Annotated in this window: 20 protein-coding genes; 17 read left to right on the forward strand and 3 right to left on the reverse strand. The window is 66.8% G+C overall.

All coding sequences use genetic code 11. The annotated features are described in order from the left end of the window. Positions 1 to 330: 330 nt before the first annotated feature. The 6 genes from rpmH to J3R73_RS10890 all read left to right on the forward strand — a co-directional run bounded on the left by rpmH (position 331) and on the right by J3R73_RS10890 (position 4,651). The gene (gene rpmH / locus J3R73_RS10865) at positions 331 to 465 is read left to right on the forward strand and encodes a 50S ribosomal protein L34 (RefSeq protein WP_307426214.1); all 135 of its coding nucleotides are present in this window, start codon (positions 331 to 333) and stop codon (positions 463 to 465) included. A 34-nt stretch (positions 466 to 499) separates the two neighbouring features. Beyond that, positions 500 to 889 (forward strand): ribonuclease P protein component, encoded by a 390-nt coding sequence (rnpA, locus tag J3R73_RS10870; protein ID WP_307426215.1) that lies wholly within the window; start codon positions 500 to 502, stop codon positions 887 to 889. After that, positions 886 to 2,760 carry a membrane protein insertase YidC gene (gene yidC, locus J3R73_RS10875; protein WP_307426217.1) on the forward strand — a complete coding sequence of 625 codons (1,875 nt, stop codon included), beginning with the start codon at positions 886 to 888 and terminating at the stop codon, positions 2,758 to 2,760. Before rnpA ends, yidC begins: the two co-directional genes overlap by 4 nt. Next, positions 2,760 to 3,410, forward strand: a complete 651-nt coding sequence (yihA, locus tag J3R73_RS10880) for a ribosome biogenesis GTP-binding protein YihA/YsxC (protein WP_307426220.1) — start codon at positions 2,760 to 2,762, stop codon at positions 3,408 to 3,410. The genes yidC and yihA overlap by 1 nt, the downstream gene beginning before the upstream one ends. Beyond that, a complete protein-coding gene (locus J3R73_RS10885) occupies positions 3,407 to 3,763 on the forward strand; it encodes a DUF423 domain-containing protein (RefSeq protein WP_307426223.1) in 357 nt (118 codons plus the stop codon). Before yihA ends, J3R73_RS10885 begins: the two co-directional genes overlap by 4 nt. A 78-nt stretch (positions 3,764 to 3,841) precedes the next feature. Further along, a complete protein-coding gene (locus tag J3R73_RS10890; RefSeq protein ID WP_307426227.1) occupies positions 3,842 to 4,651 on the forward strand; it encodes an MBL fold metallo-hydrolase in 810 nt (269 codons plus the stop codon). Between the two features lie 4 nt (positions 4,652 to 4,655). On the opposite strand, the gene J3R73_RS10895 is transcribed toward J3R73_RS10890, so the two are convergent. After that, a complete protein-coding gene (locus tag J3R73_RS10895; RefSeq protein ID WP_307426229.1) occupies positions 4,656 to 5,117 on the reverse strand; it encodes an Lrp/AsnC family transcriptional regulator in 462 nt (153 codons plus the stop codon). A 136-nt stretch (positions 5,118 to 5,253) separates the two neighbouring features. Here J3R73_RS10895 and J3R73_RS10900 point away from each other — a divergent pair, with 136 nt between their 5' ends. Next, positions 5,254 to 7,650: a thiamine pyrophosphate-binding protein gene (locus J3R73_RS10900; protein WP_307426231.1), complete on the forward strand. Its 2,397-nt coding sequence runs from the start codon at positions 5,254 to 5,256 to the stop codon at positions 7,648 to 7,650. A 160-nt stretch (positions 7,651 to 7,810) separates the two neighbouring features. Beyond that, positions 7,811 to 8,563 (forward strand): glutamine amidotransferase, encoded by a 753-nt coding sequence (locus J3R73_RS10905; protein WP_307426233.1) that lies wholly within the window; start codon positions 7,811 to 7,813, stop codon positions 8,561 to 8,563. Positions 8,564 to 8,613: 50 nt separating this feature from the next. On the opposite strand, the gene rdgB is transcribed toward J3R73_RS10905, so the two are convergent. Then, positions 8,614 to 9,228, reverse strand: coding sequence for an RdgB/HAM1 family non-canonical purine NTP pyrophosphatase (rdgB, locus tag J3R73_RS10910; protein WP_307426236.1), 615 nt, complete (start codon positions 9,226 to 9,228; stop codon positions 8,614 to 8,616). Continuing rightward, positions 9,228 to 9,941 (reverse strand): ribonuclease PH, encoded by a 714-nt coding sequence (gene rph, locus J3R73_RS10915; protein WP_307437270.1) that lies wholly within the window; start codon positions 9,939 to 9,941, stop codon positions 9,228 to 9,230. The genes rdgB and rph overlap by 1 nt, the downstream gene beginning before the upstream one ends. A 196-nt stretch (positions 9,942 to 10,137) precedes the next feature. On the opposite strand from rph, the gene J3R73_RS10920 reads away from it, so the two are divergent. The 9 genes from J3R73_RS10920 (at position 10,138) to J3R73_RS10960 (ending at position 21,550) form a co-directional block, all read left to right on the forward strand. Continuing rightward, positions 10,138 to 10,875 carry an acetoacetate decarboxylase gene (locus tag J3R73_RS10920; RefSeq protein WP_307426237.1) on the forward strand — a complete coding sequence of 246 codons (738 nt, stop codon included), beginning with the start codon at positions 10,138 to 10,140 and terminating at the stop codon, positions 10,873 to 10,875. A 371-nt stretch (positions 10,876 to 11,246) separates the two neighbouring features. Then, positions 11,247 to 12,209, forward strand: coding sequence for a malate dehydrogenase (mdh, locus tag J3R73_RS10925; protein WP_307426240.1), 963 nt, complete (start codon positions 11,247 to 11,249; stop codon positions 12,207 to 12,209). A 39-nt stretch (positions 12,210 to 12,248) separates the two neighbouring features. Continuing rightward, positions 12,249 to 13,448: an ADP-forming succinate--CoA ligase subunit beta gene (sucC, locus tag J3R73_RS10930; protein ID WP_307426243.1), complete on the forward strand. Its 1,200-nt coding sequence runs from the start codon at positions 12,249 to 12,251 to the stop codon at positions 13,446 to 13,448. Continuing rightward, positions 13,448 to 14,332 carry a succinate--CoA ligase subunit alpha gene (gene sucD / locus J3R73_RS10935; protein WP_307426246.1) on the forward strand — a complete coding sequence of 295 codons (885 nt, stop codon included), beginning with the start codon at positions 13,448 to 13,450 and terminating at the stop codon, positions 14,330 to 14,332. The genes sucC and sucD overlap by 1 nt, the downstream gene beginning before the upstream one ends. A gap of 49 nt (positions 14,333 to 14,381) precedes the next feature. Continuing rightward, complete coding sequence (locus tag J3R73_RS10940) at positions 14,382 to 17,333, forward strand: 2-oxoglutarate dehydrogenase E1 component (RefSeq protein ID WP_307426249.1); 2,952 nt, start codon at positions 14,382 to 14,384, stop codon at positions 17,331 to 17,333. A 10-nt stretch (positions 17,334 to 17,343) separates the two neighbouring features. Continuing rightward, positions 17,344 to 17,694 (forward strand): YciI family protein, encoded by a 351-nt coding sequence (locus J3R73_RS10945; RefSeq protein WP_307426252.1) that lies wholly within the window; start codon positions 17,344 to 17,346, stop codon positions 17,692 to 17,694. Between the two features lie 120 nt (positions 17,695 to 17,814). Next, entirely contained in the window at positions 17,815 to 19,074 is a 1,260-nt protein-coding gene (gene odhB, locus J3R73_RS10950) for a 2-oxoglutarate dehydrogenase complex dihydrolipoyllysine-residue succinyltransferase (RefSeq protein WP_307426256.1), read from the forward strand. Positions 19,075 to 19,199: 125 nt separating this feature from the next. Beyond that, entirely contained in the window at positions 19,200 to 20,597 is a 1,398-nt protein-coding gene (lpdA, locus tag J3R73_RS10955; RefSeq protein ID WP_307426259.1) for a dihydrolipoyl dehydrogenase, read from the forward strand. A gap of 134 nt (positions 20,598 to 20,731) precedes the next feature. Continuing rightward, positions 20,732 to 21,550, forward strand: a complete 819-nt coding sequence (locus J3R73_RS10960; RefSeq protein WP_307426261.1) for a LolA family protein — start codon at positions 20,732 to 20,734, stop codon at positions 21,548 to 21,550. The last annotated feature ends 412 nt before the right edge of the window (positions 21,551 to 21,962 follow it).

Raw genomic sequence — 21,962 nt, forward strand, 5'->3', positions numbered from 1 at the left:
ATGCAGGCGCGCCGCCTTCCGTCGGCGGATCGACCGGCGCCTGCGAGTCCTGATTGACTTCGCGGGCGGCTTCGCCCATAAGCACCCCGAATTTGGCGTCGCCCTCAGGGCCCGGACGCACCCAGGGCGAAGGCCGGGGCGCGGTTTTGGTGTTAGAGAGCCCGCCGAAGCATTTTCCAGAACCGAAGGCGCGCCGGCGGAACACCGCCGGACTTTCGATCGAGAAGATGCGCCAGGATAAAAGTGGGACTGCCTTCCGACCTGGGTCGCGAAGCGGTCCCGTCCCTTCAACTCTATCGGCATCCGGCCGCGACCGCGGAGAACGAAACCGTGAAACGTACCTATCAACCGTCCAAGCTTGTCCGCAAGCGCCGCCACGGCTTCCGCGCCCGCCTCGGGACCAAGGGGGGCCGCAAGGTCCTCGCCGCGCGCCGCGCACACGGCCGCAAGCGTCTTTCGGCTTGAGACGAGCGGGCGCCCCTTCGCCCGTGTTCTCTCGATGCAGCGATTGCTCAAGCGCCAGGATTTCCTGTTCGTCCGCGACGGCCGCAAGGCGCATGCCGCGACGCTCTCCTTGCAGGCCCGCCTGCGCAGCGACGATCGGCCCCACGCATCGGCCGGCGCGCGCGCCGGCTTCACCGTGACGAAGAAGTCCGGCTGCGCGGTGGAGCGGAACCGGATCCGGCGGCGTTTGCGCGAGGCGGTGCGGCTGTCTGGCGCTCTTTTGGCGCGCGACGGCTATGACTATGTGATCATCGGGCGGCGTCCCGCCCTCGACGCATCTTTTGCGACGATCGTGAATGAACTGGAGACGGCGTTCGGACGTGTGCATGCGGAGCGTTCGAGCCCCCGCCGCACGAGCCGCTCAGCCGACGAGGCTGCGCGATGAAGAAAGAAGACACCAAGAACGTCATGCTGGCGATCATCCTGACGCTGGTGGTCGTTGCTGCGTGGCAATACTTCATCGGTGCGCCGATGCAGCATCGCCAGCAATTGGAAGCCCAGCAGCATGCTGCCGAGCAGCAGGTCGCCCAGCAGCCCAAGCCGGCGCCCGCCGCCGAAGGCGGGACGAATGCCGCCCTGCAGGGCGGCGCCGGTGCGCCGCGGCAATTCGCCAGCCGCGCGGAAGCGGTGGCGGGCGGATCGCGCATCCGCATCGACTCGCCGCGCCTCGTCGGCTCGATCAGCCTGACCGGCGCGCGCATCGATGACCTCGCCCTCAAGGGCTACCAGGAGACGCTGGCGCCCGATTCGCCCAATGTCGTGCTGTTCTCGCCGCTCGGCACGCCGATCCGCCCCGCCAACCACCACGACATCGTCGAGAACGAAGGCCCCTATTTCGCCAGCTTCGGCTGGAAGGCGCAGGCCGGTTCCGCGGTGAAGGTCCCCGGCGACGACACGCAATGGACGGCGAAATCCTCCGATGCGCTGACGCCCGACAAGCCTCTCGAACTTGATTGGGACAACGGCCAGGGCCTCGTCTTCCACCGCACCATCTCGATCGACGCCCCTGTCACCCAGGACAAGACGCCGACCGGCGGCTATATGTTCACGGTCCGCCAGAGCGTCGAGAACAAGACGTCCGCGCCGCTGCAGCTGACGCCCTATGCCTTCATCCGCCGCATGGGCACGCCGACCGTCGCCGGCTATTCGGTGCTGCATGAAGGCCTGATCGGCAATTTCGGCGGCTCGATCGTCGAGACCACCTACAAGAAGCTCACGGACGACAAGTCGCAGACCTGGGACGGCACCAAAGGCTGGCTCGGCTTCACCGACAAATATTGGGCGAGCGCCCTCATTCCCGACCAGGCCTCGACCTTCGACGGCCATTTCGTCACCGGCACCGTCGACGGCGTGGAGACCTACGAGGCTGATTCGGAGAGCCCCGCCGTCACGGTCGCGCCCGGCGCCACCGCCTCGGCCAGCATCGGCCTGTTCTCAGGCGCCAAGGAAGTGGCGACGCTCTCCCATTACGAGGACGATCTGAAGATCGAGAAGATCTCCAACCTGATCGATTGGGGCTATCTGTTCTTCATCACCAAGCCGCTCTTCCGCCTGATCGATTTCCTCTACCATCTGCTCGGCAATTTCGGTCTCGCCATCCTGAGCGTCACCGTCATCCTCAAGCTCTGCTTCTTCCCCCTCGCCAATCGCTCCTACGAGTCGATGTCGAAGATGAAGAAGGTGCAGCCGGAGGTCACCGCCCTGCGCGAGCGCTTCGCCGACGACAAGATGAAGCAGCAGCAGGCGATGATGGCGCTCTACAAGGAGAACAAGATCAACCCGCTGTCCGGCTGCCTGCCGATGCTCCTGCAGGTGCCGGTGTTCTTCGCGCTCTACAAGGTGCTGTTCGTCACCATCGAAATGCGCCACCAGCCCTTCTTCGGCTGGATCCATGACCTTTCGGCCCCGGATCCGACCACGATCTTCAACCTCTTCGGCCTGATCCCCTGGACGCCGCCCGTCTTCCTCATGCTCGGCGTCTGGCCCATCCTGATGGGCATCACCATGTTCGTGCAGATGCAGCTCAACCCGGCGCCCCCCGATCCGGTGCAGGCCCAGCTCTTCCGGTTCATGCCGCTGGTGTTCACCTATATGCTTTCGGCCTTCCCGGCCGGCCTGGTGATCTATTATGCCTGGAACAATTCGCTTTCGATCCTCCAGCAAACCTTCATCATGAAGAAGAACGGGGTGAAGATCGAATTGTGGGACAATTTGAAGGGAATGTTCAGCCGCAAGGCCGCATCGACATCCAGTTGATGGCCGAGCAGTCGGACTATGCCGAAGCCGGGCGCCTGCTGTTCGCCGGCGCCTGGGATTTCAGGTCCGCCGCCAACACGCTTGAGGCCCTGCCGCCGCCGGAGGGCATCGAGATCGCGCTGGCCGGGCGCTCGAATGTCGGCAAGTCGAGCCTGATCAACGCGCTGACGAACCGCAATGCGCTGGCCCGCACCTCCCACACGCCGGGCCGCACGCAGGAACTGATCTTCTTCACCGGCAAGACGCCCCTCACGCTCGTCGACATGCCCGGCTACGGCTATGCCGCGGTGAGCGACAAGAAGGTCAAGGCCTGGACGCGGCTGATCCACGACTACCTGCGCGGCCGGGTCAATCTGGCGCGGGTCTTCGTGCTGATCGATGCCCGCCACGGCCTGAAGACGACCGACGATGCCGTGCTGAAGACGCTGGATCAGGCGGCGGTCGTCTACCAGATCGTGCTGACCAAGGCCGACGAGGTGAAGGCGGCCGAACTCGAACGCCGCGTCGCCGAGACGAAGGAGAAGATCTCCCGCCGGCCCGCCGCCTTTCCGGAACTGATCGTCACCTCGAGCCGCGAGGGTACCGGCATGGACGTGCTGCGGAGCACCATCGCGCAGATCCTGGCCGAGCGGGGAGGGCTGAGCGTATGACGGCCGACAAGGTTCTCGCGACTTTGGCCTGCCTGTTCGGGGCGGCCGGCATCGGGCTGATGGCGCTGGCGGCGCATGGCCGGTGGCCGAGCATCGACTATTCGGCGACGATGACGCTCGCCCATGCCCCGGTGCTTCTCGCCGTCGCCATCGCCCTGCGCTCGGGCCTGCTGCGGCCCCTGGTGGCGCGTCCGGCCGCTTTCGTGCTGGCGGCCGCCGTCGCCCTGTTTTCGGCCGACGTCACCCTCCACGCCATCACGGGCGCGAGCCTCTTTCCGATGGCCGCCCCGATCGGCGGTACCGTCTCGATCGTCGCCTGGCTGATGCTGGCGGTGTCGGCCCTGATGGCCTGAACCGCATATCGCTGCTGCGACGATTTCTCGCGTCGTATAGGCTCGGTTGCTGTCCGATTCGACGGAGACAGCCAGAGCATGACCGTCTTTCTCTGCACCACCTGCGGCACGTCCTATCCGCCCTCCCCGGAGCCCCCGGCCCGGTGCCCGATCTGCGAGGACGAGCGCCAATATGTGCCCGCCTCCGGCCAGTCCTGGACCGCGTGGGAGGCATTGTCGGTCGCCCACCGCAATGCCTGGCACCGGCACGAGGCCGGGCTTCTCAGCGTGCAGACGGTGCCCGCCTTCGGTATCAACCAGCGCGCCTTCCTGCTTCGCACCCCCGCGGGCAACATCCTGTGGGACTGCATCGCCCTGCTCGATGCCGCCACCGAGGAACTGATCCACGGCCTCGGCGGCCTCGTCGGCATCGCCGTCTCGCATCCCCATTACTACACCACGATGCAGGACTGGGCCGCCGCCTTCGATGTCCCGATCCACCTGCATGCCGCCGACCGGGCGTGGGTCGTGCGGCCCACCCCGGCGATCCGGTTCTGGGAGGGCGAGGCGCTGGAATTGATGCCGGGCGTCACGCTGGTGCGGGTCGGCGGGCATTTTCCCGGCGGAACGGTGCTGCATTGGGTGGACGGCGCCGAGGGCGAGGGCGTCCTGCTGGCCGGCGACATCGTGCAGGTGACGCCCGGCGCGCGCCGGGTCTCCTTCATGTGGAGCTATCCCAACATGATGCCCCTGCCGGCGGACGAGATCCGCCGTGTCACCGCGTCGCTGGAGCCGTGGGCGTTCGACCGCATCTACGGCGCCTTTGCGGGGCAGGACGTCAGGACCGACGGCCATGCGGTCGTGCAGCGCTCCGCCGCGCGCTACATCGAACTCGTGGAAGGCCGCTAGGGCTTCACCGGATCGGCAGGACGTTGGTGTATTTCACCTGCGCCAGCGCGAAGCTCGATTCGATCGAGGCGAGGCCGTCGAGGCGGGTCAGCTTCTCCTTGATGAAGCGCTCATAGGCGTGGAGGTCGGCGCAGACGACGCGCAGGAGATAGTCGCGCGTACCCGTCATCAGATAGCACTCCAGCACTTCCGGCCACGGGGCGATGGCGGCGTCGAAGCGGTCGAGGTCCTCCTCGCGCTGGCGTTCGAGCTTGATCGAGATGAAGACGCTGACGGGCAGGCCCACGCGGGTCTGCTCCACCACGGCGACATAGCCGCGGATCACGCCCGCCTCCTCGAGCAGGCGCACGCGGCGCAGGCAGGGCGAATGGGACAGGCCGACCTTCTCGGCCAGGGCCTGGATCGTCATGCGTCCGTCCTCCTGCAGCAGGCGGAGTATCCGGTGATCGATGGCATCGAGCAGCATATGGTTATTTCCTGCTGTGATCACACGTATGTTGACGAATATCGCTCAAAATTCCAGGAGCGTGGCATAAGTTCAATCAAAATCGCCACTCGCCCTCTGCTATCTTCGCGAGCATCCCCCTTCCCGGAGCTTCGCGATGGCCGATATTCGCCTGTCCTTCCTCTCGGCCATCGAGCGCAAGGCGCTGTGGCTGTCCTCCTGGATGATCCATCATGCCAATCATTTGCGTCCCAAACAGGACGGCCTGAAGATCGGCGGCCACCAGGCCTCCTCCGCTTCCCTGGCGACGATCATGACGGTGCTCTACGCCGCCATCCTCCGGCCGCAGGACCGCGTCGCCGTCAAGCCGCACGCCTCGCCGATCTACCACGCGCTGCATTATCTGTTCGGCACGCAGAGCCTCGATAAGCTGCAGAATTTCCGCGGCTTCAAGGGTGCGCAGAGCTATCCCTCGCGCACCAAGGACAGCGACGACGTCGACTTTTCCACCGGCTCGGTCGGGCTCGGCGTCGCCCAGACGCTGTTCTCCTCGCTGGTGCAGGACTACGTCAAGGCGAAGGGGTGGGGCGACTGGCCGGAAGGGCGCATGGTGGCGCTGGTCGGCGATGCCGAGATGGACGAGGGCAACATCTTCGAGGCGCTGCTCGAAGGCTGGAAGCAGGGCATCCGCAATGTCTGGTGGATCGTCGACTACAACCGCCAGTCCCTCGATGCGGTGGTGCGGGAAGGGCTGTGGGAGCGCTTCGAATCGATCTTCCGCAATTTCGGCTGGGACGTGGTTATCCTCAAATACGGGTCGCTGCTCGAAACGGCCTTCCGCGAGCCGGGCGGGGAAGCGCTCCGGCGCTGGATCGAGTCCTGCCCGAACCAGCTCTATGCGGCGCTGTGCTATCAGGGCGGCGCGGCGTGGCGCAGGCGCCTCCTCGACGATGTCGGCGACCAGGGGCCTGCGACAAGGCTGGTCGAGAGCCGGTCCGACGAGGAACTCGCCCGGCTGATGACCAATCTCGCCGGCCACGACATGGAAGCCTTGCTCGCCGCCTTCGAGGCGGCGTCCGCCCATGACCGGCCGACCTGCTTCATCGCCTATACCATCAAGGGGTTCGGCCTGCCCTTCCAGGGCCACAAGGACAATCACGCCGGCCTGATGACGCCTGCGCAGATGGAGATCTGGCGCCAGGCCATGGCGATCCGGCCCGGCCACGAATGGGACCGGTTCGAGGGACTGTCGGTTTCCGCCGGCGACATGCGGGCCTTCCTCGACGCGGTGCCCTTCGTGCAGAAGGGACGCCGCCGCCTCGGCGCGGCCAAGATCCCCGTGCCTGCGGCGCTGCCCTACCGCGCCTCGGCCGAGATGTCGACGCAGCAGGGCTTCGGCATCATCCTCAACGATCTCGCCGCCACCGACCTGCCGGTGGCCGCCCGCATCGTGACGACGGCGCCGGACGTCACCGTCTCCACCAATCTCGGCGGCTGGGTCAACCGGCGCGGGCTCTTCGCCCGCGAGGAACTGGTCGACGTCTTCCGGCGCGAGAAGATCCCCTCGACCTTCGCCTGGGACTTCTCCCCAGGTGGCCAGCATATCGAACTCGGCATCGCCGAGATGAACCTCTTCATCCTGCTGTCGGCGCTCGGCCTGTCGCATTCGATCAATGGGGAGCGCCTGCTGCCGATCGGCACCCTCTACGATCCCTTCATCCAGCGCGGCCTCGATGCCCTCAACTATGCCTGCTACCAGGATGCGCGCTTCATGGTGGTGGCGACACCGTCCGGCATCACCCTGGCGCCGGAGGGCGGCGCGCATCAGTCGATCGCCACCCCGCTGATCGGCATCGCCCAGGATGGGCTCGCCGCCTTCGAGCCGGCCTTCGTCGACGAGCTCGCCGTGATCATGCGCTTCGCCTTCGACTACATGCAGCGGGACGGCGAGGGAGATCCGGACGAGACCACCTGGCTGCGCGACGAGACCGGGGGCTCCGTCTATCTCCGGCTCTCCACCCGCACGATCGGGCAACCGCAGCGCATGATGACGCCGGACCTTGCGCGGGACATCATCAATGGTGGCTACTGGCTGCGCCGGCCGGGTCCGAATGCCGAGGTCGCGGTCGCGGTCATGGGGGCGCTCACGCCCGAGGCGATCGAGGCGGTCGGGCTGATGAGCGAGGACCGGCGGGATGTCGGGCTCCTCGTCGTCACCTCGGCTGACCGGCTCAATGCAGGCTGGACGGCGGCCGAGCGCGCCCGCCAGCGCGGGGCAGGGGCGGCGGCGAGCCATATCGAGCGGCTGCTGGCGCCCTTGTCGCGCCAATGCGGCCTCGTCACCGTGATCGACGGACACCCGGCCGCGCTCGCCTGGCTCGGCGGCGTCAGGGGCCAGCGCGTGACCTCGCTCGGCGTCGAGCATTTCGGCCAGACCGGCACGCTCCAGGATCTCTATCGCCATCATGGCATCGACGCCAACGCCATCATCCATGCCGCCCAGGCCCTGGCGCCGGGCAGGCCGATTCGCAGCCGCCGCGATCTGCCGGCGTGAAGCGACTTGGCCGTCACGCGTTGAAGACAGGGGGATGCCGATCGAATTGACAGGCGAACTCGAGCGCCGGCCCGCGGTGGCACGAGGCTTGCATGGTCCGGATGTGCGGTTGTGCATTGCCGCAGCGGTGGCTTAACTTTTAGATAACGCTCTCGTAATTATGGTTACGACGCAGTTTCCGGACAGAATCGTGGCTCAGAAGATCCTCATCGTCCTGCATCAGGAGCAATCCACGCCCGGCCGCATCGGGCGGCTGCTGCAGGAGCGCGGCTATGCGCTCGACATCCGCCGGCCGCGCTTCGACGATCCGCTGCCGCGCACCATGGATGAGCATGCCGGCGCCGTCGTCTTCGGCGGCCCGATGAGCGCCAATGACGATGAACCCTGGATCCGCCGCGAGATCGACTGGATCGGCGTCCCGCTCGCCCAGGGCAAGCCGTTCCTGGGCATCTGCCTCGGCGCCCAGATGCTGGCGCGCCAGCTCGGCGCAGGCGTATCGCGTCACCGCGACGGTCTGGTCGAGATCGGTTACTGGCCGATCCGGCCGACCAAGGCGGGCATCGCGATGACCGGCCGGGCCTTCGACTGGCCGAGCCATGTCTATCATTGGCACAGCGAGGGGTTCGAGCATGTCCGCGGCATGGAACTGCTCGCCACCGGCGACACCTTCGCCAACCAGGCGTTCCGATGGGGGGAGGCGGCCTATGGGCTGCAGTTCCACCCCGAGGTCACGCATCTGATGATGTATCGCTGGACGGCCCTGGGCGGGGAGAACCTGGCGGTGCCGGGCGCGCAGGACCGCGCCACGCAGGTCGCCGGGCGTTACCAGCACGATCATGCCGTACAGCAATGGCTGCATGGCTTCCTGGACGAGTGGCTCGATCCCCGTCCCCTGGCGATCGCCGCCGAGTGAGCCGAAGGGGGCGGGTCCGCGACCCGCCGCCGATCGGAGACCGGCGCGCTTCACGCCCGCGTCAGGCAGGCCGCCGCCAGTTTCTCGAAGGAACGGGCGCGGTGGGACAGCGTGTTCTTCTGCGCCTCCGGCATCTCGGCAAAGGTCAGGTTTGAGCCGTCGGGCTGGAACATCGGGTCGTAGCCATGGCCGTGCGTTCCACGCGTCGGCCATACCAGCGTGCCGTCGGCGCGGCCCTCGAAGGTCTCGCTGTGGCCGTCGGGCCAGACCAGCGTCAGCACCGAGACGAAGGTGGCGCGACGCTGCTCCGGCCGCGTGGCGCCCACGGCGAGCAGTTCGTCCTGCGCCTTCTTCATCGCGACGTCCCAGTCGCGGTCCGGGCCCGCCCAATCCGCGGTATAGACGCCCGGCGCGCCGCCCAGAGCCTCGATGCACAGGCCCGAATCGTCGGCCAGGGAGGGCAGGCCCGTCGCCTCCAGGGCCGCCAGAGCCTTGATGCGGGCATTCTCGACGAAGGTGGTGCCCGTCTCCTCCGGCACCGGCAGGCCGAGCTGGCCGACCGAGACGACATCGACGCCATGGGGCGCCATCAGCGCGCGGAATTCGGCGAGCTTGCCATTGTTGTGCGTGGCGAGGACGAGCCGTCCGGCGAGCGGGCGGCCCATCAGGCGATGGCCTTCTTCTGCAGGGTCACCAGGTCGGCGATGCCTTTCTTGGCCAGAGCCAGCATGTCGATGAACTGGCTCTCGCTGAACGGCGCCCCTTCGGCCGTGCCCTGGATCTCGACGAGACCGCCTGCGCCGGTCATGACGAAATTGGCGTCGGTCTGGGCTTCGGAATCCTCGGCATAATCGAGGTCGAGCACGGCCTCGCCCTTGGAAATCCCGCAGGAGATCGCCGCGACATGGTCGCGGATCGGGCTGACGGCCAGCATCCGGCGTTCGATCATCCAGCGGCAGCAATCGTTGAGGGCGATCCAGCCGCCGGTGATCGAAGCGGTGCGGGTGCCGCCGTCCGCCTGGAGCACGTCGCAGTCGATCACGATCTGCTTTTCGCCGAGGCGCACCATGTCGACGACCGCCCGCAGCGAGCGTCCGACGAGGCGCTGGATCTCCTGGGTGCGTCCGGACGGCTTGCCCGACGTCGATTCGCGCCGGGTGCGCTCATGCGTGGCGCGCGGCAGCATGGAATATTCCGCCGTGACCCAGCCCTTGCCGGTGCCGCGGAGCCAGGCCGGCGGCTTTTCCTCGAGGCTCGCCGTGCACAGGACGTGGGTCTCGCCGAACTTGATCAGGCAGGAGCCCTCGGCATAGCGGGCGACGTTGCGTTCGATCGAGACGGGGCGCAGTTCGTCGGGCGCGCGGCGGGAAGGACGCATCATGATCTCCAGTTTTGGGCCGTGCCTTTTAGCCCGCAATCGCGGCACTGACCAGCCCGTGCGGCCGCGGCCGGTCACATCGCCAACGATGAGGGCGATCGCGTCGATGCCTTCGCCCGGAAACGGTCGCTTTGTCGCATGCGGGCAATGTTTCCCCGCCACAGTGCCGCGCATCGTGATCAGGAGCCTGCAGCCCGTGGATATCGCCGCCGTTACCAAACAAGCCTTCGCCATGCCCTTGACCAGCCCGAGCTATCCGCGCGGGCCTTATCGCTTCGTCAACCGCGAATATATGATCATCACCTACGAGACCGATATCGAGGCGCTGCGCGCGGTGGTGCCGGAACCGCTCCGGGTCGAGGAGCCGCTGGTCAAATACGAGTTCATCCGCATGCCGGACTCGACCGGCTTCGGCAATTACACCGAATCGGGCCAGGTGATTCCGGTGACGCTCGACGGCGTCCGCGGCGGCTATGTCCATTCCATGTATCTCGATGACGACGCGCCCATCGCCGGCGGCCGCGAGATCTGGGGCTTTCCGAAGAAGCTCGCGCAGCCGACGCTCGCCGCCGCCAAGGACGTGCTGCTCGGCACGCTGCATTACGGCGACGTCAGGGTGGCGACCGGCTCGATGGGCTACAAGCACCATGCCCTCGACACCGCGGCGGTGAAGGCGGCGATGGAGACGCCGAGCTTCCTGCTCAAGATCATCCCCCATGTCGACTGCACGCCGCGCATCTGCGAGCTGGTGCGCTATTACCTCGAAGAGGTCACGGTCAAGGGAGCGTGGGAGGGGCCGGCCGCGCTCGAGCTCTTCCATCATGCCTTGGCGCCGGTGGCGCTGCTGCCGGTCCGCCGCGTCGTGTCGGGGGCCCATATCGTCGCCGACCTGACGCTCGGCCTCGGCGAGGTCGTGCACGACTATCTCGCCTGACGCCGCCGGGGAGGCGGACGGAAGGGCGTGAAACGCGGTGCCGCTACGGCCTCGCGCAGAGGAGAGCCTCGCCGGGCGGGCCGGAGCGATCCGCCGAAGCCGGCCTGCGGAACACCGCAAAGTGTGTTACATGTTACATAATATGAAAGATGTAACCACGAAAAAGGCACGCTTTCGCTGCGGTGCAGCGAAAGAAGGTTTGGCCTAAATATCTGATCCTAAAAGATATAATCGCGGCGGCAAACGAGCCGCCGCGCCTTGCCGGCTCCGGTCTCGGGGCCAAATTGCCTTTGGCTTGAACCCCATCGGCAAAGGGGCTATCGGATGACGGACGACCTCACCTTTGGCGATAATCTCAGGGACATTACGTTATGGCACGGAACAAGATCGCGCTCATCGGGGCGGGACAGATCGGTGGCACACTGGCGCTTCTGGCCGGTCTGAAGGAACTTGGCGACATCGTGCTGTTCGACGTGATGGAAGGCGTACCGCAGGGCAAGGCCCTGGACATTGCCGAGGCCTCGCCGGTCGACGGCTTCGACGCCAAGCTCGCGGGCACCCAGACCTATGCGGGCATCGAGGGTGCCGACGTCGTCATCGTCACCGCGGGCGTGCCGCGCAAGCCCGGCATGAGCCGCGACGATCTTCTCACCATCAACCTCAAGGTGATGGAGCAGGTCGGCGCCGGCATCGCCAAATATGCCAAGGACGCGTTCGTCATCTGCATCACCAACCCGCTCGACGCCATGGTGTGGGCGCTGCAGAAATCCTCCGGCCTGCCGCCGCACCGGGTCGTCGGCATGGCCGGCGTGCTCGATTCCTCGCGCTTCCGCCATTTCCTCGCCGACGAGTTCAAGGTCTCGGTGGAGGATGTCACCGCCTTCGTGTTGGGCGGGCATGGCGATACGATGGTGCCGTCGGTGCGCTATTCGACCGTCGCCGGCATCCCGCTGACCGACCTGATCAAGATGGGCTGGCTGACGGAGGCGCGCCTCGCCGAGATCGTGCAGCGCACCCGCGACGGCGGTGCCGAGATCGTCAACCTGCTCAAGACCGGCTCCGCCTTCTACGCGCCCGCCGCCTCGGCGATCGTGATGGCCGAGAGCTATCTCAAGGACAAGAAGCGCGTCCTGCCCTGCGCCGCCTATCTCAACGGCCAATATGGCGTGAAGGACCTCTATGTCGGCGTTCCCGTCGTGATCGGCGAGAAGGGGGTCGAGCGCATCGTCGAGATCCAGCTCGACAAGGACGAGCGCGCCGGGTTCGAGAAGTCGGTCAATGCGGTGAAGTCGCTCGTCGACGCCTGCAAGAACCTCGCCCCCTCGCTCGCCTGAGCGTTTCGATACCCCCTCCTCCCGGCGGAGCCCCTACCGATGAACATTCATGAATACCAGGCCAAGGCCGTGCTGAAGGAATTCGGCCTGCCGGTGTCGCGCGGCGTCGCCGCCTTCACGGTCGAGGAGGCGGTCAAGGCCGCCCGCGAACTGCCCGGGCCGCTCTATGTGGTCAAGTCGCAGATCCATGCCGGCGGACGCGGCAAGGGCAAGTTCAAGGAACTGCCGGCCGACGCCAAGGGCGGCGTGCGCCTCGCCAAGTCGGTCGACGAGGTTCGGGCCAACGCGGTCGAAATGCTCGGCAACACGCTGGTGACGGCGCAGACCGGCCCGGTGGGCAAGCAGGTCAACCGCCTCTATATCGAGGACGGCTCGAACATCCAGAAGGAGTTCTATCTCTCCGTCCTGGTCGATCGCGAGACGAGCCGCGTCGCCTTCGTCGTCTCCACCGAAGGCGGCATGGACATCGAGAAGGTGGCCCATGAGACGCCCGAGAAGATCGTCACCTTCTCGGTCGATCCGGCCACCGGGGTGATGCCCCATCACGGCATGGCCGTGGCCAAGGCGCTCGGCCTGTCCGGGGATCTCGCCAAGCAGGCGGTGAACCTCACCACCCGGCTCTACAACGCCTTCGTCGCCAAGGACATGGCGCTGCTCGAGATCAACCCGCTGATCCTCTCCACCGACGGGCAGCTGCGCTGCCTCGACGCCAAGATGAGCTTCGATTCCAACGCGCTCTACCGCCATCCCGAGATCGTGTCGCTGCGCGACGAGACCGAGGAGGACCCCAAGGAGATCGAGGCGTCCCGCTACGACCTCTCCTATATCGCGCTCGAAGGCTCGATCGGCTGCATGGTCAACGGCGCCGGCCTCGCCATGGCGACGCTCGACATCATCAAGCTCTACGGCGAGGAGCCGGCGAACTTCCTCGATGTCGGCGGCGGCGCCAACAAGGAGAAGGTGACGGCGGCGTTCAAGATCATCACCGCCGACCACAATGTGAAGGGCATCCTGGTCAACATCTTCGGCGGCATCATGAAATGCGACGTCATCGCCGAAGGCGTGATCGCAGCCGTGCAGGATGTCGGGTTGAGCATCCCGCTGGTGGTGCGGCTCGAAGGCACCAATGTCGAACTCGGCAAGACGATCATCCGCGAATCCGGTCTCAATGTGATCGCCGCCGATGACCTCGACGACGCCGCCCAGAAGATTGTCAAGGCCGTGCGGGAATCCCACTGATGTCCATCCTGATCAACAAACAGACCCGCGTCATCTGCCAGGGCTTCACCGGCAAGAACGGCACCTTCCATTCCGAGCAGGCGATCAAATACGGGACGCTGATGGTCGGTGGCACCTCGCCGGGCAAGGGCGGCTCGCAGCATCTCGGCCTGCCGGTGTTCGACACCGTCGCCGAGGCCCGGGCGAAGACCGGCGCCGATGCCTCGGTGATCTATGTGCCGCCGCCGGGCGCCGCGGATGCGATCTGCGAGGCGATCGACGCCGAGATCCCGCTGATCGTCTGCATCACCGAGGGCATCCCGGTGGCCGACATGATCAAGGTCAAGCGCTCGCTCTCGGGCTCCAAATCGCGCCTGATCGGCCCCAACTGCCCCGGCGTGATGACCTCGGACGAATGCAAGATCGGCATTATGCCCGGCAATATCTTCCGCAAGGGTTCGGTCGGCATTGTTTCCCGCTCGGGAACACTTACCTATGAAGCAGTATTCCAGACCTCGAACGAGGGCCTTGGCCAGACGACGGCCGTCGGCATCGGCGGCGATCCGGTCAAGGGTACGGAGTTCATCGACATCTTGGAACTGTTCCTGGCGGACCCGGCGACCGAGTCGATCGTCATGATCGGCGAGATCGGCGGCTCGGCCGAAGAAGACGCGGCCCAGTTCCTCAAGGATGAAGCCAAGCGCGGCCGCAGCAAGCCCACCGTGGGCTTCGTCGCCGGCCGCACCGCCCCTCCGGGGCGGCGCATGGGCCATGCCGGCGCCATCATCTCCGGCGGCAAGGGCGATGCGGCCTCGAAGATCGCGGCGCTCGAGGCTGCCGGGGTCCGGGTGTCGCCGTCGCCGGCGCGCCTGGGCAAGACGCTGGCCGAACTGTTGAGGGGCTGATGCCGACCCGGAGCTCCGGCTCCGGTTTCAGATCCGAAGGAATGAGACGATGGATCGTCAGGACGACGTGAGTGAACGGTCTTTCAGCTATGGCGGCGATGCCGCCTATCTGGAAGACCTTTATGCCCGCTATGAGGACAATCCGGCTTCCGTGAACGGCGAGTGGGCGGCGTTCTTCGCCGGTCTGGCCGACGACAAGGCGGTTGTCGCGAAGAATGCCCGGGGTGCCAGCTGGGCCAGGCCCAACTGGCCGATCGCGGCCAATGGCGAACTCGTCTCGGCCCTGGACGGCAATTGGGGACTGATCGAAAAGAAGGTCGGCGAGAAGATCAAGGCGAAGGCGGAAGCCCAGGGCGCGGCCATCGCGCCCGACGCCGTCCTCCAGGCCACGCGCGATTCCGTGCGCGCCATCATGCTGATCCGCGCCTTCCGCATGCGCGGCCATCTGTTCGCCGCCCTCGACCCGCTCGGCCTGCAGGCGCCGCGCGACCACGAGGAACTCCATCCCTCGACCTATGGCTTCAGCGAGGGCGACCTCGACCGCAAGATCTTCATCGATCACGTGCTCGGGCTGGAATTCGCCAGCATCCGCGAGATCGTCGCCATCCTGACGCGGACCTATTGCTCGACGCTCGGCGTCGAGTTCATGCATATTTCCGATCCGGCGCAGAAGTCGTGGATCCAGCAGCGCATCGAAGGCGCCGACAAGGAGATCTCCTTCACCCGCGAGGGCAAGCGCGCCATCCTCAACAAGCTGATCGAGGCCGAAGGCTTCGAGAAGTTCATCGACGTCAAATATACCGGCACCAAGCGCTTCGGCCTGGACGGGTCTGAATCCGCCATTCCCGCGCTGGAGCAGATCATCAAGCGCGGCGGCGCGCTCGGCGTGCAGGACATCGTGCTCGGCATGGCCCATCGCGGCCGTCTCAACGTGCTCGCGCAGGTCATGGGCAAGCCCCACCGGGCCATCTTCCACGAGTTCAAGGGCGGCTCCTACACGCCGGACGACGTGGAGGGCTCGGGCGACGTCAAATATCATCTCGGCGCCTCGTCGGACCGCGAGTTCGACGGCAACCGGGTGCATCTGTCGCTGACCGCCAATCCCTCCCATCTCGAGATCGTCGATCCCGTCGTGCTCGGCAAGGTGCGGGCCAAGCAGGACCAGCACGACGACACCAATGCCCGCTCGACGGTGATGCCGCTGCTCATCCATGGCGATGCGGCCTTTGCCGGCCAGGGCGTGGTGGCCGAGTGCCTGGGCCTGTCCGGCCTCAAGGGCCACCGCACCGGCGGCTCGATGCATTTCATCATCAACAACCAGATCGGCTTCACCACCAATCCGCGCTATTCGCGCTCCTCGCCCTATCCTTCGGATGTGGCGAAGATGATCGAGGCGCCGATCTTCCACGTCAACGGCGACGATCCGGAGGCGGTGGTGTTCGCCGCCAAGGTGGCGACAGAATTCCGGCAGACCTTCCACAAGCCGGTGGTGGTGGACATGTTCTGCTATCGCCGCTTCGGCCATAACGAGGGCGACGAGCCGGGCTTCACCCAGCCTTTGATGTACCGGACCATCCGCCAGCATCCCGGCGTGGTCGAGATCTATTCCGAAAGGCTCATCACCGCCGGCGTCGTCACCCGCGACGAGGTCGAGAAGATGAAGGCCGACTGGCGCGCCCATCTGGAGGCCGAATACGAGGCCGGCCAGAGCTACCGGCCCAACAAGGCCGACTGGCTCGACGGCCAATGGGCGGGCCTGAAGGCGGCCGGCGCCGACGCCAGCGACGATCCCCGCCGCGGCGCCACCGGCGTCGACGTCGCCAGGCTGACGAGCATCGGCACCGGGCTCACGACGGTGCCCGAGGGGTTCCACCTCCACAAGACCATCCAGCGCTTCCTCGACACGCGGCGCCGGATGATCGAGACCGGCGAGGGCCTCGACTGGGCGACCGCCGAGGCGCTCGCCTTCGGCAGCCTGTGCGACGAGGGCTATCGCGTGCGCCTGTCCGGCCAGGACTGCGAGCGCGGCACCTTCTCCCAGCGCCATTCCGTGCTGATCGACCAGGAAACCGAGAAGCGCTACACGCCGCTGAAGAACATCCGCCAGGGGCAGGGCCGCTACGAGGTCATCAACTCGATGCTCTCCGAAGAGGCGGTGCTCGGCTTCGAATATGGCTATTCGCTCGCCGAGCCCAAGGCGCTCACGCTGTGGGAAGCCCAGTTCGGCGACTTCGCCAACGGCGCGCAGGTGGTGTTCGACCAGTTCATCTCGTCGGGCGAACGCAAATGGCTGCGCCTGTCGGGCCTCGTCTGCCTGCTGCCGCACGGCTATGAGGGCCAGGGGCCGGAGCATTCCTCCGCCCGCCTCGAGCGCTTCCTGCAGATGTGCGCCGAGGACAACATGCAGGTGGCGAACTGCACGACGCCGGCGAATTATTTCCACATCCTGCGCCGCCAGCTCAAGCGCGACATCCGCAAGCCGCTGATCCTGATGACGCCGAAGTCGCTGCTGCGCCACAAGCGGGCGGTGTCGAAGCTCGCCGAATTCGGGGCGGACACCACCTTCCACCGCATCCTCTGGGACGACGCCCAATACGGCACCTCACCGACCAAGCTGGTCTCGGACGAGAAGATCCGCCGCGTCGTCCTGTGTTCGGGCAAGGTCTATTACGACCTTCTCGACGAGCGCGAGAAGCGCGGCCTCGACGACATCTATCTGCTGCGGGTGGAACAGCTCTATCCCTTCCCGCTGAAATCGCTGGTTTCCGAGCTTTCGCGCTTCCGCAACGCCGACGTGGTGTGGTGCCAGGAGGAGCCGAAGAACATGGGCGCCTGGTCCTTCGTCGAGCCCTATCTGGAATGGGTGCTCGGGCAGGCCGGCACCAAGGCCAAGCGCGCCGCCTATGCCGGACGGCCGGCCTCGGCGGCCACCGCCACCGGCTTGATGTCGAAGCATTTGGCCCAGTTGCAGGCTTTCACGGATGAAGCTCTGACGATCTGAAGGAGACGCGATGGCTTTCTTCGTTTGCAAGCTCAATCCTCCCCGCCCGAGCTTCGCCTTCGACATGACGGAGTCGGAGCGGGCGGTGATGGAGCAGCACAGCGCCTATCTGCGCCGGTTGAGCGAGGAGGGCGCTGCCCTGTTGTTCGGGCCGGTCGGCGACCCGAGGGGACCGTGGGGCCTGGGCATCTTCGAGGTCGAGGACGAATACAGGATGAGAGCGATCACGGCGGCCGATCCGGCCATTACCGCAGCCATGGGGTTCACCTATGAGATCATGCCCATGATGCAGGCGGTGGTGGGCAAAAGGATCGGGCGGACGGAGGAGGGGCCGCCGGGCGCCTCCCTCGTCCCCGGGTGAGTCTCGACGGACGAGTATGATGATCGGCGGCGCGGTTTCCAACAGGCTCAGGCAAGCGTCCGCCGGCAGACACAAGCAACGCGAGCCTTCGAGAGAGGACGCCCCCCGGGGCGCTATGCAATGGCGACGGAAATCAAGGTACCAACCCTCGGCGAGTCGGTTACGGAAGCGACCATCGGCAAATGGTTCAAGAAGCCCGGCGACGCCGTCAAGGTGGACGAGCCGGTGGTGGAACTTGAGACCGACAAGGTGACGCTCGAAGTCAATGCGCCGGCCGCCGGCGTGCTCGGCGACATCCTCGCCAAGACCGGCGATACGGTCGGCGTCGGCGCCGTGCTCGGCTCGATCACCGCCGGCGGACAGGCGGCGGCGCCGCAGGCCGCCGCGCCCCAGGCCGCGCCGGCCCGGGCTCCCGCGCCTGCGGCTCCTGCTGCCGCCGCGCCCGCCGCGGCGCCTTCGGCCATGCCGCCCTCGCCGGCTGCCGCCAAGATCGCCGCCGACCGCGGGCTCGACCCGGCGCAGATCGAGGGGAGCGGCCGCCGCGGCCAGGTCCTCAAGGGCGACGTGCTGGCCGCCGAAGCCCCCGGCGAGGCACCGAAGCCGGCCGCGCCTGCGCCCGTCGCGGCGGCCCCGGCGCCCGTCGCTTCGGCGCCCCGCGTGTCCTCGCCGGCGGCGGATGCGGCCCGCGAGGAGCGGGTGCGCATGACCAAGCTGCGCCAGACCATCGCGCGCCGCCTCAAGGAGGCGCAGACCAATGCCGCGATGCTGACGACCTTCAACGAGGTCGACATGAGCAGCGTCATGGCGCTGCGCAACCAGTACAAGGACCTGTTCGAGAAGAAGCACGGCGTGAAGCTCGGCTTCATGTCCTTCTTCGTGCGCGCCTGCGTCCAGGCCCTCAAGGAAATGCCGGCGGTCAATGCCGAGCTCGACGGGCAGGACATCATCTACAAGAATTTCTACCATATCGGCGTCGCCGTCGGCACCGAGAAGGGCCTCGTCGTCCCGGTCATCCGCGATGCCGACGCGCTGGGCCTTGCCGGCATCGAGAAGACCATCTCCGATTTCGGCAAGCGCGCCCGCGACGGCCAGCTCAAGATCGAGGAGATGCAGGGCGGCACCTTCACCATCTCGAACGGCGGCGTCTACGGCTCGCTGATGTCGACGCCGATCCTCAACGCGCCGCAATCGGCGATCCTCGGCATGCACAAGATCCAGGAGCGGCCGATGGTGGTGGGCGGGCAGATCGTCATCCGTCCGATGATGTATCTCGCTCTGTCCTATGACCACCGCATGATCGACGGCAAGGAGGCGGTGACCTTCCTCGTGCGGGTGAAGGAAAGCCTGGAAGACCCGGCGCGCCTGGTGCTGGATCTGTGATCCGCGCCGCCTGATATCCCGCCGGAAGAGGGAGGGCCGGCGACCGGCGCTCCCCGCCCCGGGCCCGATCCGCGAGCCCGGTCCTCCGGCCGTCCTTGTCCGCCAATACCACAAGCGAGCTTTCCATGGCCCACGACGTCATCGTTATCGGAACCGGCCCCGGCGGCTATGTCTGCGCCATCCGCGCGGCGCAACTCGGCCTGAATGTGGCCGTGGTCGAAAAGCGCGCCACCTATGGCGGAACCTGCCTGAACATCGGCTGCATCCCCTCCAAGGCGCTGCTCCACGCTTCCGAACTGTTCGAGGAGGCCGGCCACGGCTTCGCGCATTTCGGCATCGACGTGCCGGCGCCGGTGCTCAACCTCGCGCAGATGATGAAGCACAGGCAGGAGACGGTCGATTCCAACGTCCAGGGCGTCGCCTTCCTGTTCAAGAAGAACAAGATCACCGCCTATCGGGGCACCGGCAGGATCCTCGGCGCCGGCAAGGTCGAGGTCACCGCCGACGACGGGTCGACCCAGTTGGTCGAGGCCAAGTCGATCGTGATCGCGACCGGGTCGGACGTCGCCCAGCTGCCGGGCGTGACCATCGACGAGAAGACGGTGGTGTCGTCCACCGGCGCGCTTGAGCTTCCCGCCGTTCCCAAGAAGCTGGTGGTGATCGGCGCGGGCGTCATCGGCCTGGAGCTCGGTTCGGTCTGGCGCCGGCTCGGCGCCGAGGTGACGGTGGTGGAGTTCCTCGACCGCATCCTGCCCGGCATGGACGGCGAGGTGGCCAAGCAGGCGCAGCGCCTGTTCGCCCGCCAGGGCATCGAGTTCAAGCTCGCTACCAAGGTCACCGGCGTGGAGACGAGCGCCGCCGGTGCGGTCGTCTCGGTCGAGCCGGTGGCGGGCGGCGACAAGGAGACGATCGCCGCCGACATCGTGCTCGTCGCCACCGGCCGCCGTCCCTTTACCGACGGCCTCGGCCTGGAGGGCGCGGGCGTCGCCACCGAGCGCGGGCGGGTGGTCATCGACGACCGCTTCCAGACCGGCGTGCCCGGCATCTACGCCATCGGCGACGTCGTCCGGGGCCCGATGCTGGCCCACAAGGGCGAGGACGAGGGCGTCGCCTGCGCCGAGATCATCGCCGGCGAGCATGGCCATGTGAACTACGACACCATTCCGGCGGTGGTCTACACCTATCCGGAGATCGCCTCGGTCGGCAGGACGGAGGAGGAGTTGAAGGCGGCCGGCGTGAGCTACAAGGCCGGCAAGTTCCCCTTCACCGCCAATGGCCGTGCCAGGGCGAACCGCACCACCGAGGGCTTCGTCAAGATCCTCGCCGATGCCGCGACGGACCGGGTGCTCGGCGTCCATATCGTCGGCGCCGGTGCCGGCGAGATGATCCATGAGGGCGTGGTGCTCATGGAGTTCGGCGGTTCGTCGGAGGATCTCGGCCGTACCTGCCATGCCCATCCGACCATGTCGGAAGCGGTCAAGGAGGCGGCGCTTGCCGTCCTCGGGCGCGCCATCCATATGTGAGGGCGCCGCCCCGGCGCCGCGAGGCCGCCAAAAGGCCATAGAGGCGCGATAGGAGGCTCGGTTCGGCGGGAGAGCCCGTCCCGCCGAGCAGGAGGCGGCCGTCCCGCGGGCGGCCGGCCAAACCGGAGTTTGCAATGCTTGATATTCGGACCGCTTTCGCCTTGTTCGGGCTCGTCGCCATGGCCGGTCCGGCTTTCGCGCAGAATGCACCGGCCGAGCCCCCCGAGCCGCCCAAGCGCCCGCCCATCGCGGCGCCGGCGCAGTCCGCGGCGGTCGCGGCTCCCGCGCAGCTCGCGGCCCCGGCCCCCGCCCCGGCCGCCCCCACCGGCGGCGACGTGCCCCCCCCGCCCGAATTCGTTTCCGGCGGCCAGCCGCTCGAGGTCGACGTCCATCCGGTCAATCCGCGGGCGATCAGCCCCGCCGACAAGGCGACGCTCGACCAGATCGACAAATATTTCAATTCGATCCGGGTGATGTCCGGCAAGTTCGTGCAGATCGGCGCCGATGGCCAGCGCATCACCGGCTCGTTCTGGGTGTCCAAGCCGGGCCGGATGCGCTTCGACTATGATCCGCCGTCGCCGCTGCAATTGCTGGCCGACGGCACCTCGGTCGCCGTGCGCAACCGCAAGCTGAACACGCAGGACCTCTATCTGATCAGCCAGACGCCGCTGCGCTTCCTGCTGGCCGACAGCATCGACCTCATCCAGGATTCGCGGGTGATCGCGCTCGGGCGCGAGCAGGCCGGCGTCAGCGTGGTGCTGGAGGAGAAATCCTCCATCGGCGGCTCCGCCCGCATCCAGCTGAGCTTTCCCGCCCCGAGCTTCACGCTGCGCCAATGGACCATCACCGACGCGCAGGGCTACGACACCACGGTGACGATCACCAGCCTCGACACCACCTCGCGCCCGCCGGACCGCATCTTCTACATCGACCAGACCCGCATCCTGAAATAGCGGCGGGGAGGGGGCCGATCTCCGATCGACCTTCTTCCTCTCCGGCGGGCGCGGCATTTCCAAGATGGGCGATAGGAGATCGCCCATCCATTTGCGGCAAGTTGTGCCGGCATGAACGCGCCCACCCTCCCCTTGAGGTCCGGCGATATTCGCTTTGCGAATATCGCCGAGGGGTCGACGCGAAGCGTCGGGGTGGGGTGACTCCTTCGCAGGAATCGCGCGCGCCGACCTCGCCGGTCGCGCCTGTTCACCCCACCCCGGCCTTTCAGGCCGACCCTCCCCCTCCAGGGGAGGGTGGAGCGGCGGGCCAGCCCGGCGACGGTCCGAAGTCTCGGAGGGTCGATCTTCGATCGACTTCTGGCCATCCGCCAGACGATGCGTTCCAAGGCGGGCGATCGGAGATTGCCCCTCC

The organism is Labrys monachus, assembly GCF_030814655.1.
Taxonomy (GTDB): domain Bacteria; phylum Pseudomonadota; class Alphaproteobacteria; order Rhizobiales; family Labraceae; genus Labrys; species Labrys monacha.

What these genes read in the sequence shown, in the direction of transcription:
- rnpA (WP_307426215.1), top strand. Translation starts at nt 500, where the DNA reads ATGCAGCGATTGCTCAAGCGCCAGGATTTCCTGTTCGTCCGCGACGGC.
- yidC (WP_307426217.1), top strand. Translation starts at nt 886, where the DNA reads ATGAAGAAAGAAGACACCAAGAACGTCATGCTGGCGATCATCCTGACG.
- yihA (WP_307426220.1), top strand. Translation starts at nt 2,760, where the DNA reads ATGGCCGAGCAGTCGGACTATGCCGAAGCCGGGCGCCTGCTGTTCGCC.
- J3R73_RS10885 (WP_307426223.1), top strand. Translation starts at nt 3,407, where the DNA reads ATGACGGCCGACAAGGTTCTCGCGACTTTGGCCTGCCTGTTCGGGGCG.
- J3R73_RS10890 (WP_307426227.1), top strand. Translation starts at nt 3,842, where the DNA reads ATGACCGTCTTTCTCTGCACCACCTGCGGCACGTCCTATCCGCCCTCC.
- J3R73_RS10895 (WP_307426229.1), bottom strand. Translation starts at nt 5,117, where the DNA reads ATGCTGCTCGATGCCATCGATCACCGGATACTCCGCCTGCTGCAGGAG.
- J3R73_RS10900 (WP_307426231.1), top strand. Translation starts at nt 5,254, where the DNA reads ATGGCCGATATTCGCCTGTCCTTCCTCTCGGCCATCGAGCGCAAGGCG.
- J3R73_RS10905 (WP_307426233.1), top strand. Translation starts at nt 7,811, where the DNA reads ATGGTTACGACGCAGTTTCCGGACAGAATCGTGGCTCAGAAGATCCTC.
- rdgB (WP_307426236.1), bottom strand. Translation starts at nt 9,228, where the DNA reads ATGGGCCGCCCGCTCGCCGGACGGCTCGTCCTCGCCACGCACAACAAT.
- rph (WP_307437270.1), bottom strand. Translation starts at nt 9,941, where the DNA reads ATGCGTCCTTCCCGCCGCGCGCCCGACGAACTGCGCCCCGTCTCGATC.
- mdh (WP_307426240.1), top strand. Translation starts at nt 11,247, where the DNA reads ATGGCACGGAACAAGATCGCGCTCATCGGGGCGGGACAGATCGGTGGC.
- sucC (WP_307426243.1), top strand. Translation starts at nt 12,249, where the DNA reads ATGAACATTCATGAATACCAGGCCAAGGCCGTGCTGAAGGAATTCGGC.
- sucD (WP_307426246.1), top strand. Translation starts at nt 13,448, where the DNA reads ATGTCCATCCTGATCAACAAACAGACCCGCGTCATCTGCCAGGGCTTC.
- J3R73_RS10940 (WP_307426249.1), top strand. Translation starts at nt 14,382, where the DNA reads ATGGATCGTCAGGACGACGTGAGTGAACGGTCTTTCAGCTATGGCGGC.
- J3R73_RS10945 (WP_307426252.1), top strand. Translation starts at nt 17,344, where the DNA reads ATGGCTTTCTTCGTTTGCAAGCTCAATCCTCCCCGCCCGAGCTTCGCC.
- odhB (WP_307426256.1), top strand. Translation starts at nt 17,815, where the DNA reads ATGGCGACGGAAATCAAGGTACCAACCCTCGGCGAGTCGGTTACGGAA.
- lpdA (WP_307426259.1), top strand. Translation starts at nt 19,200, where the DNA reads ATGGCCCACGACGTCATCGTTATCGGAACCGGCCCCGGCGGCTATGTC.
- J3R73_RS10960 (WP_307426261.1), top strand. Translation starts at nt 20,732, where the DNA reads ATGCTTGATATTCGGACCGCTTTCGCCTTGTTCGGGCTCGTCGCCATG.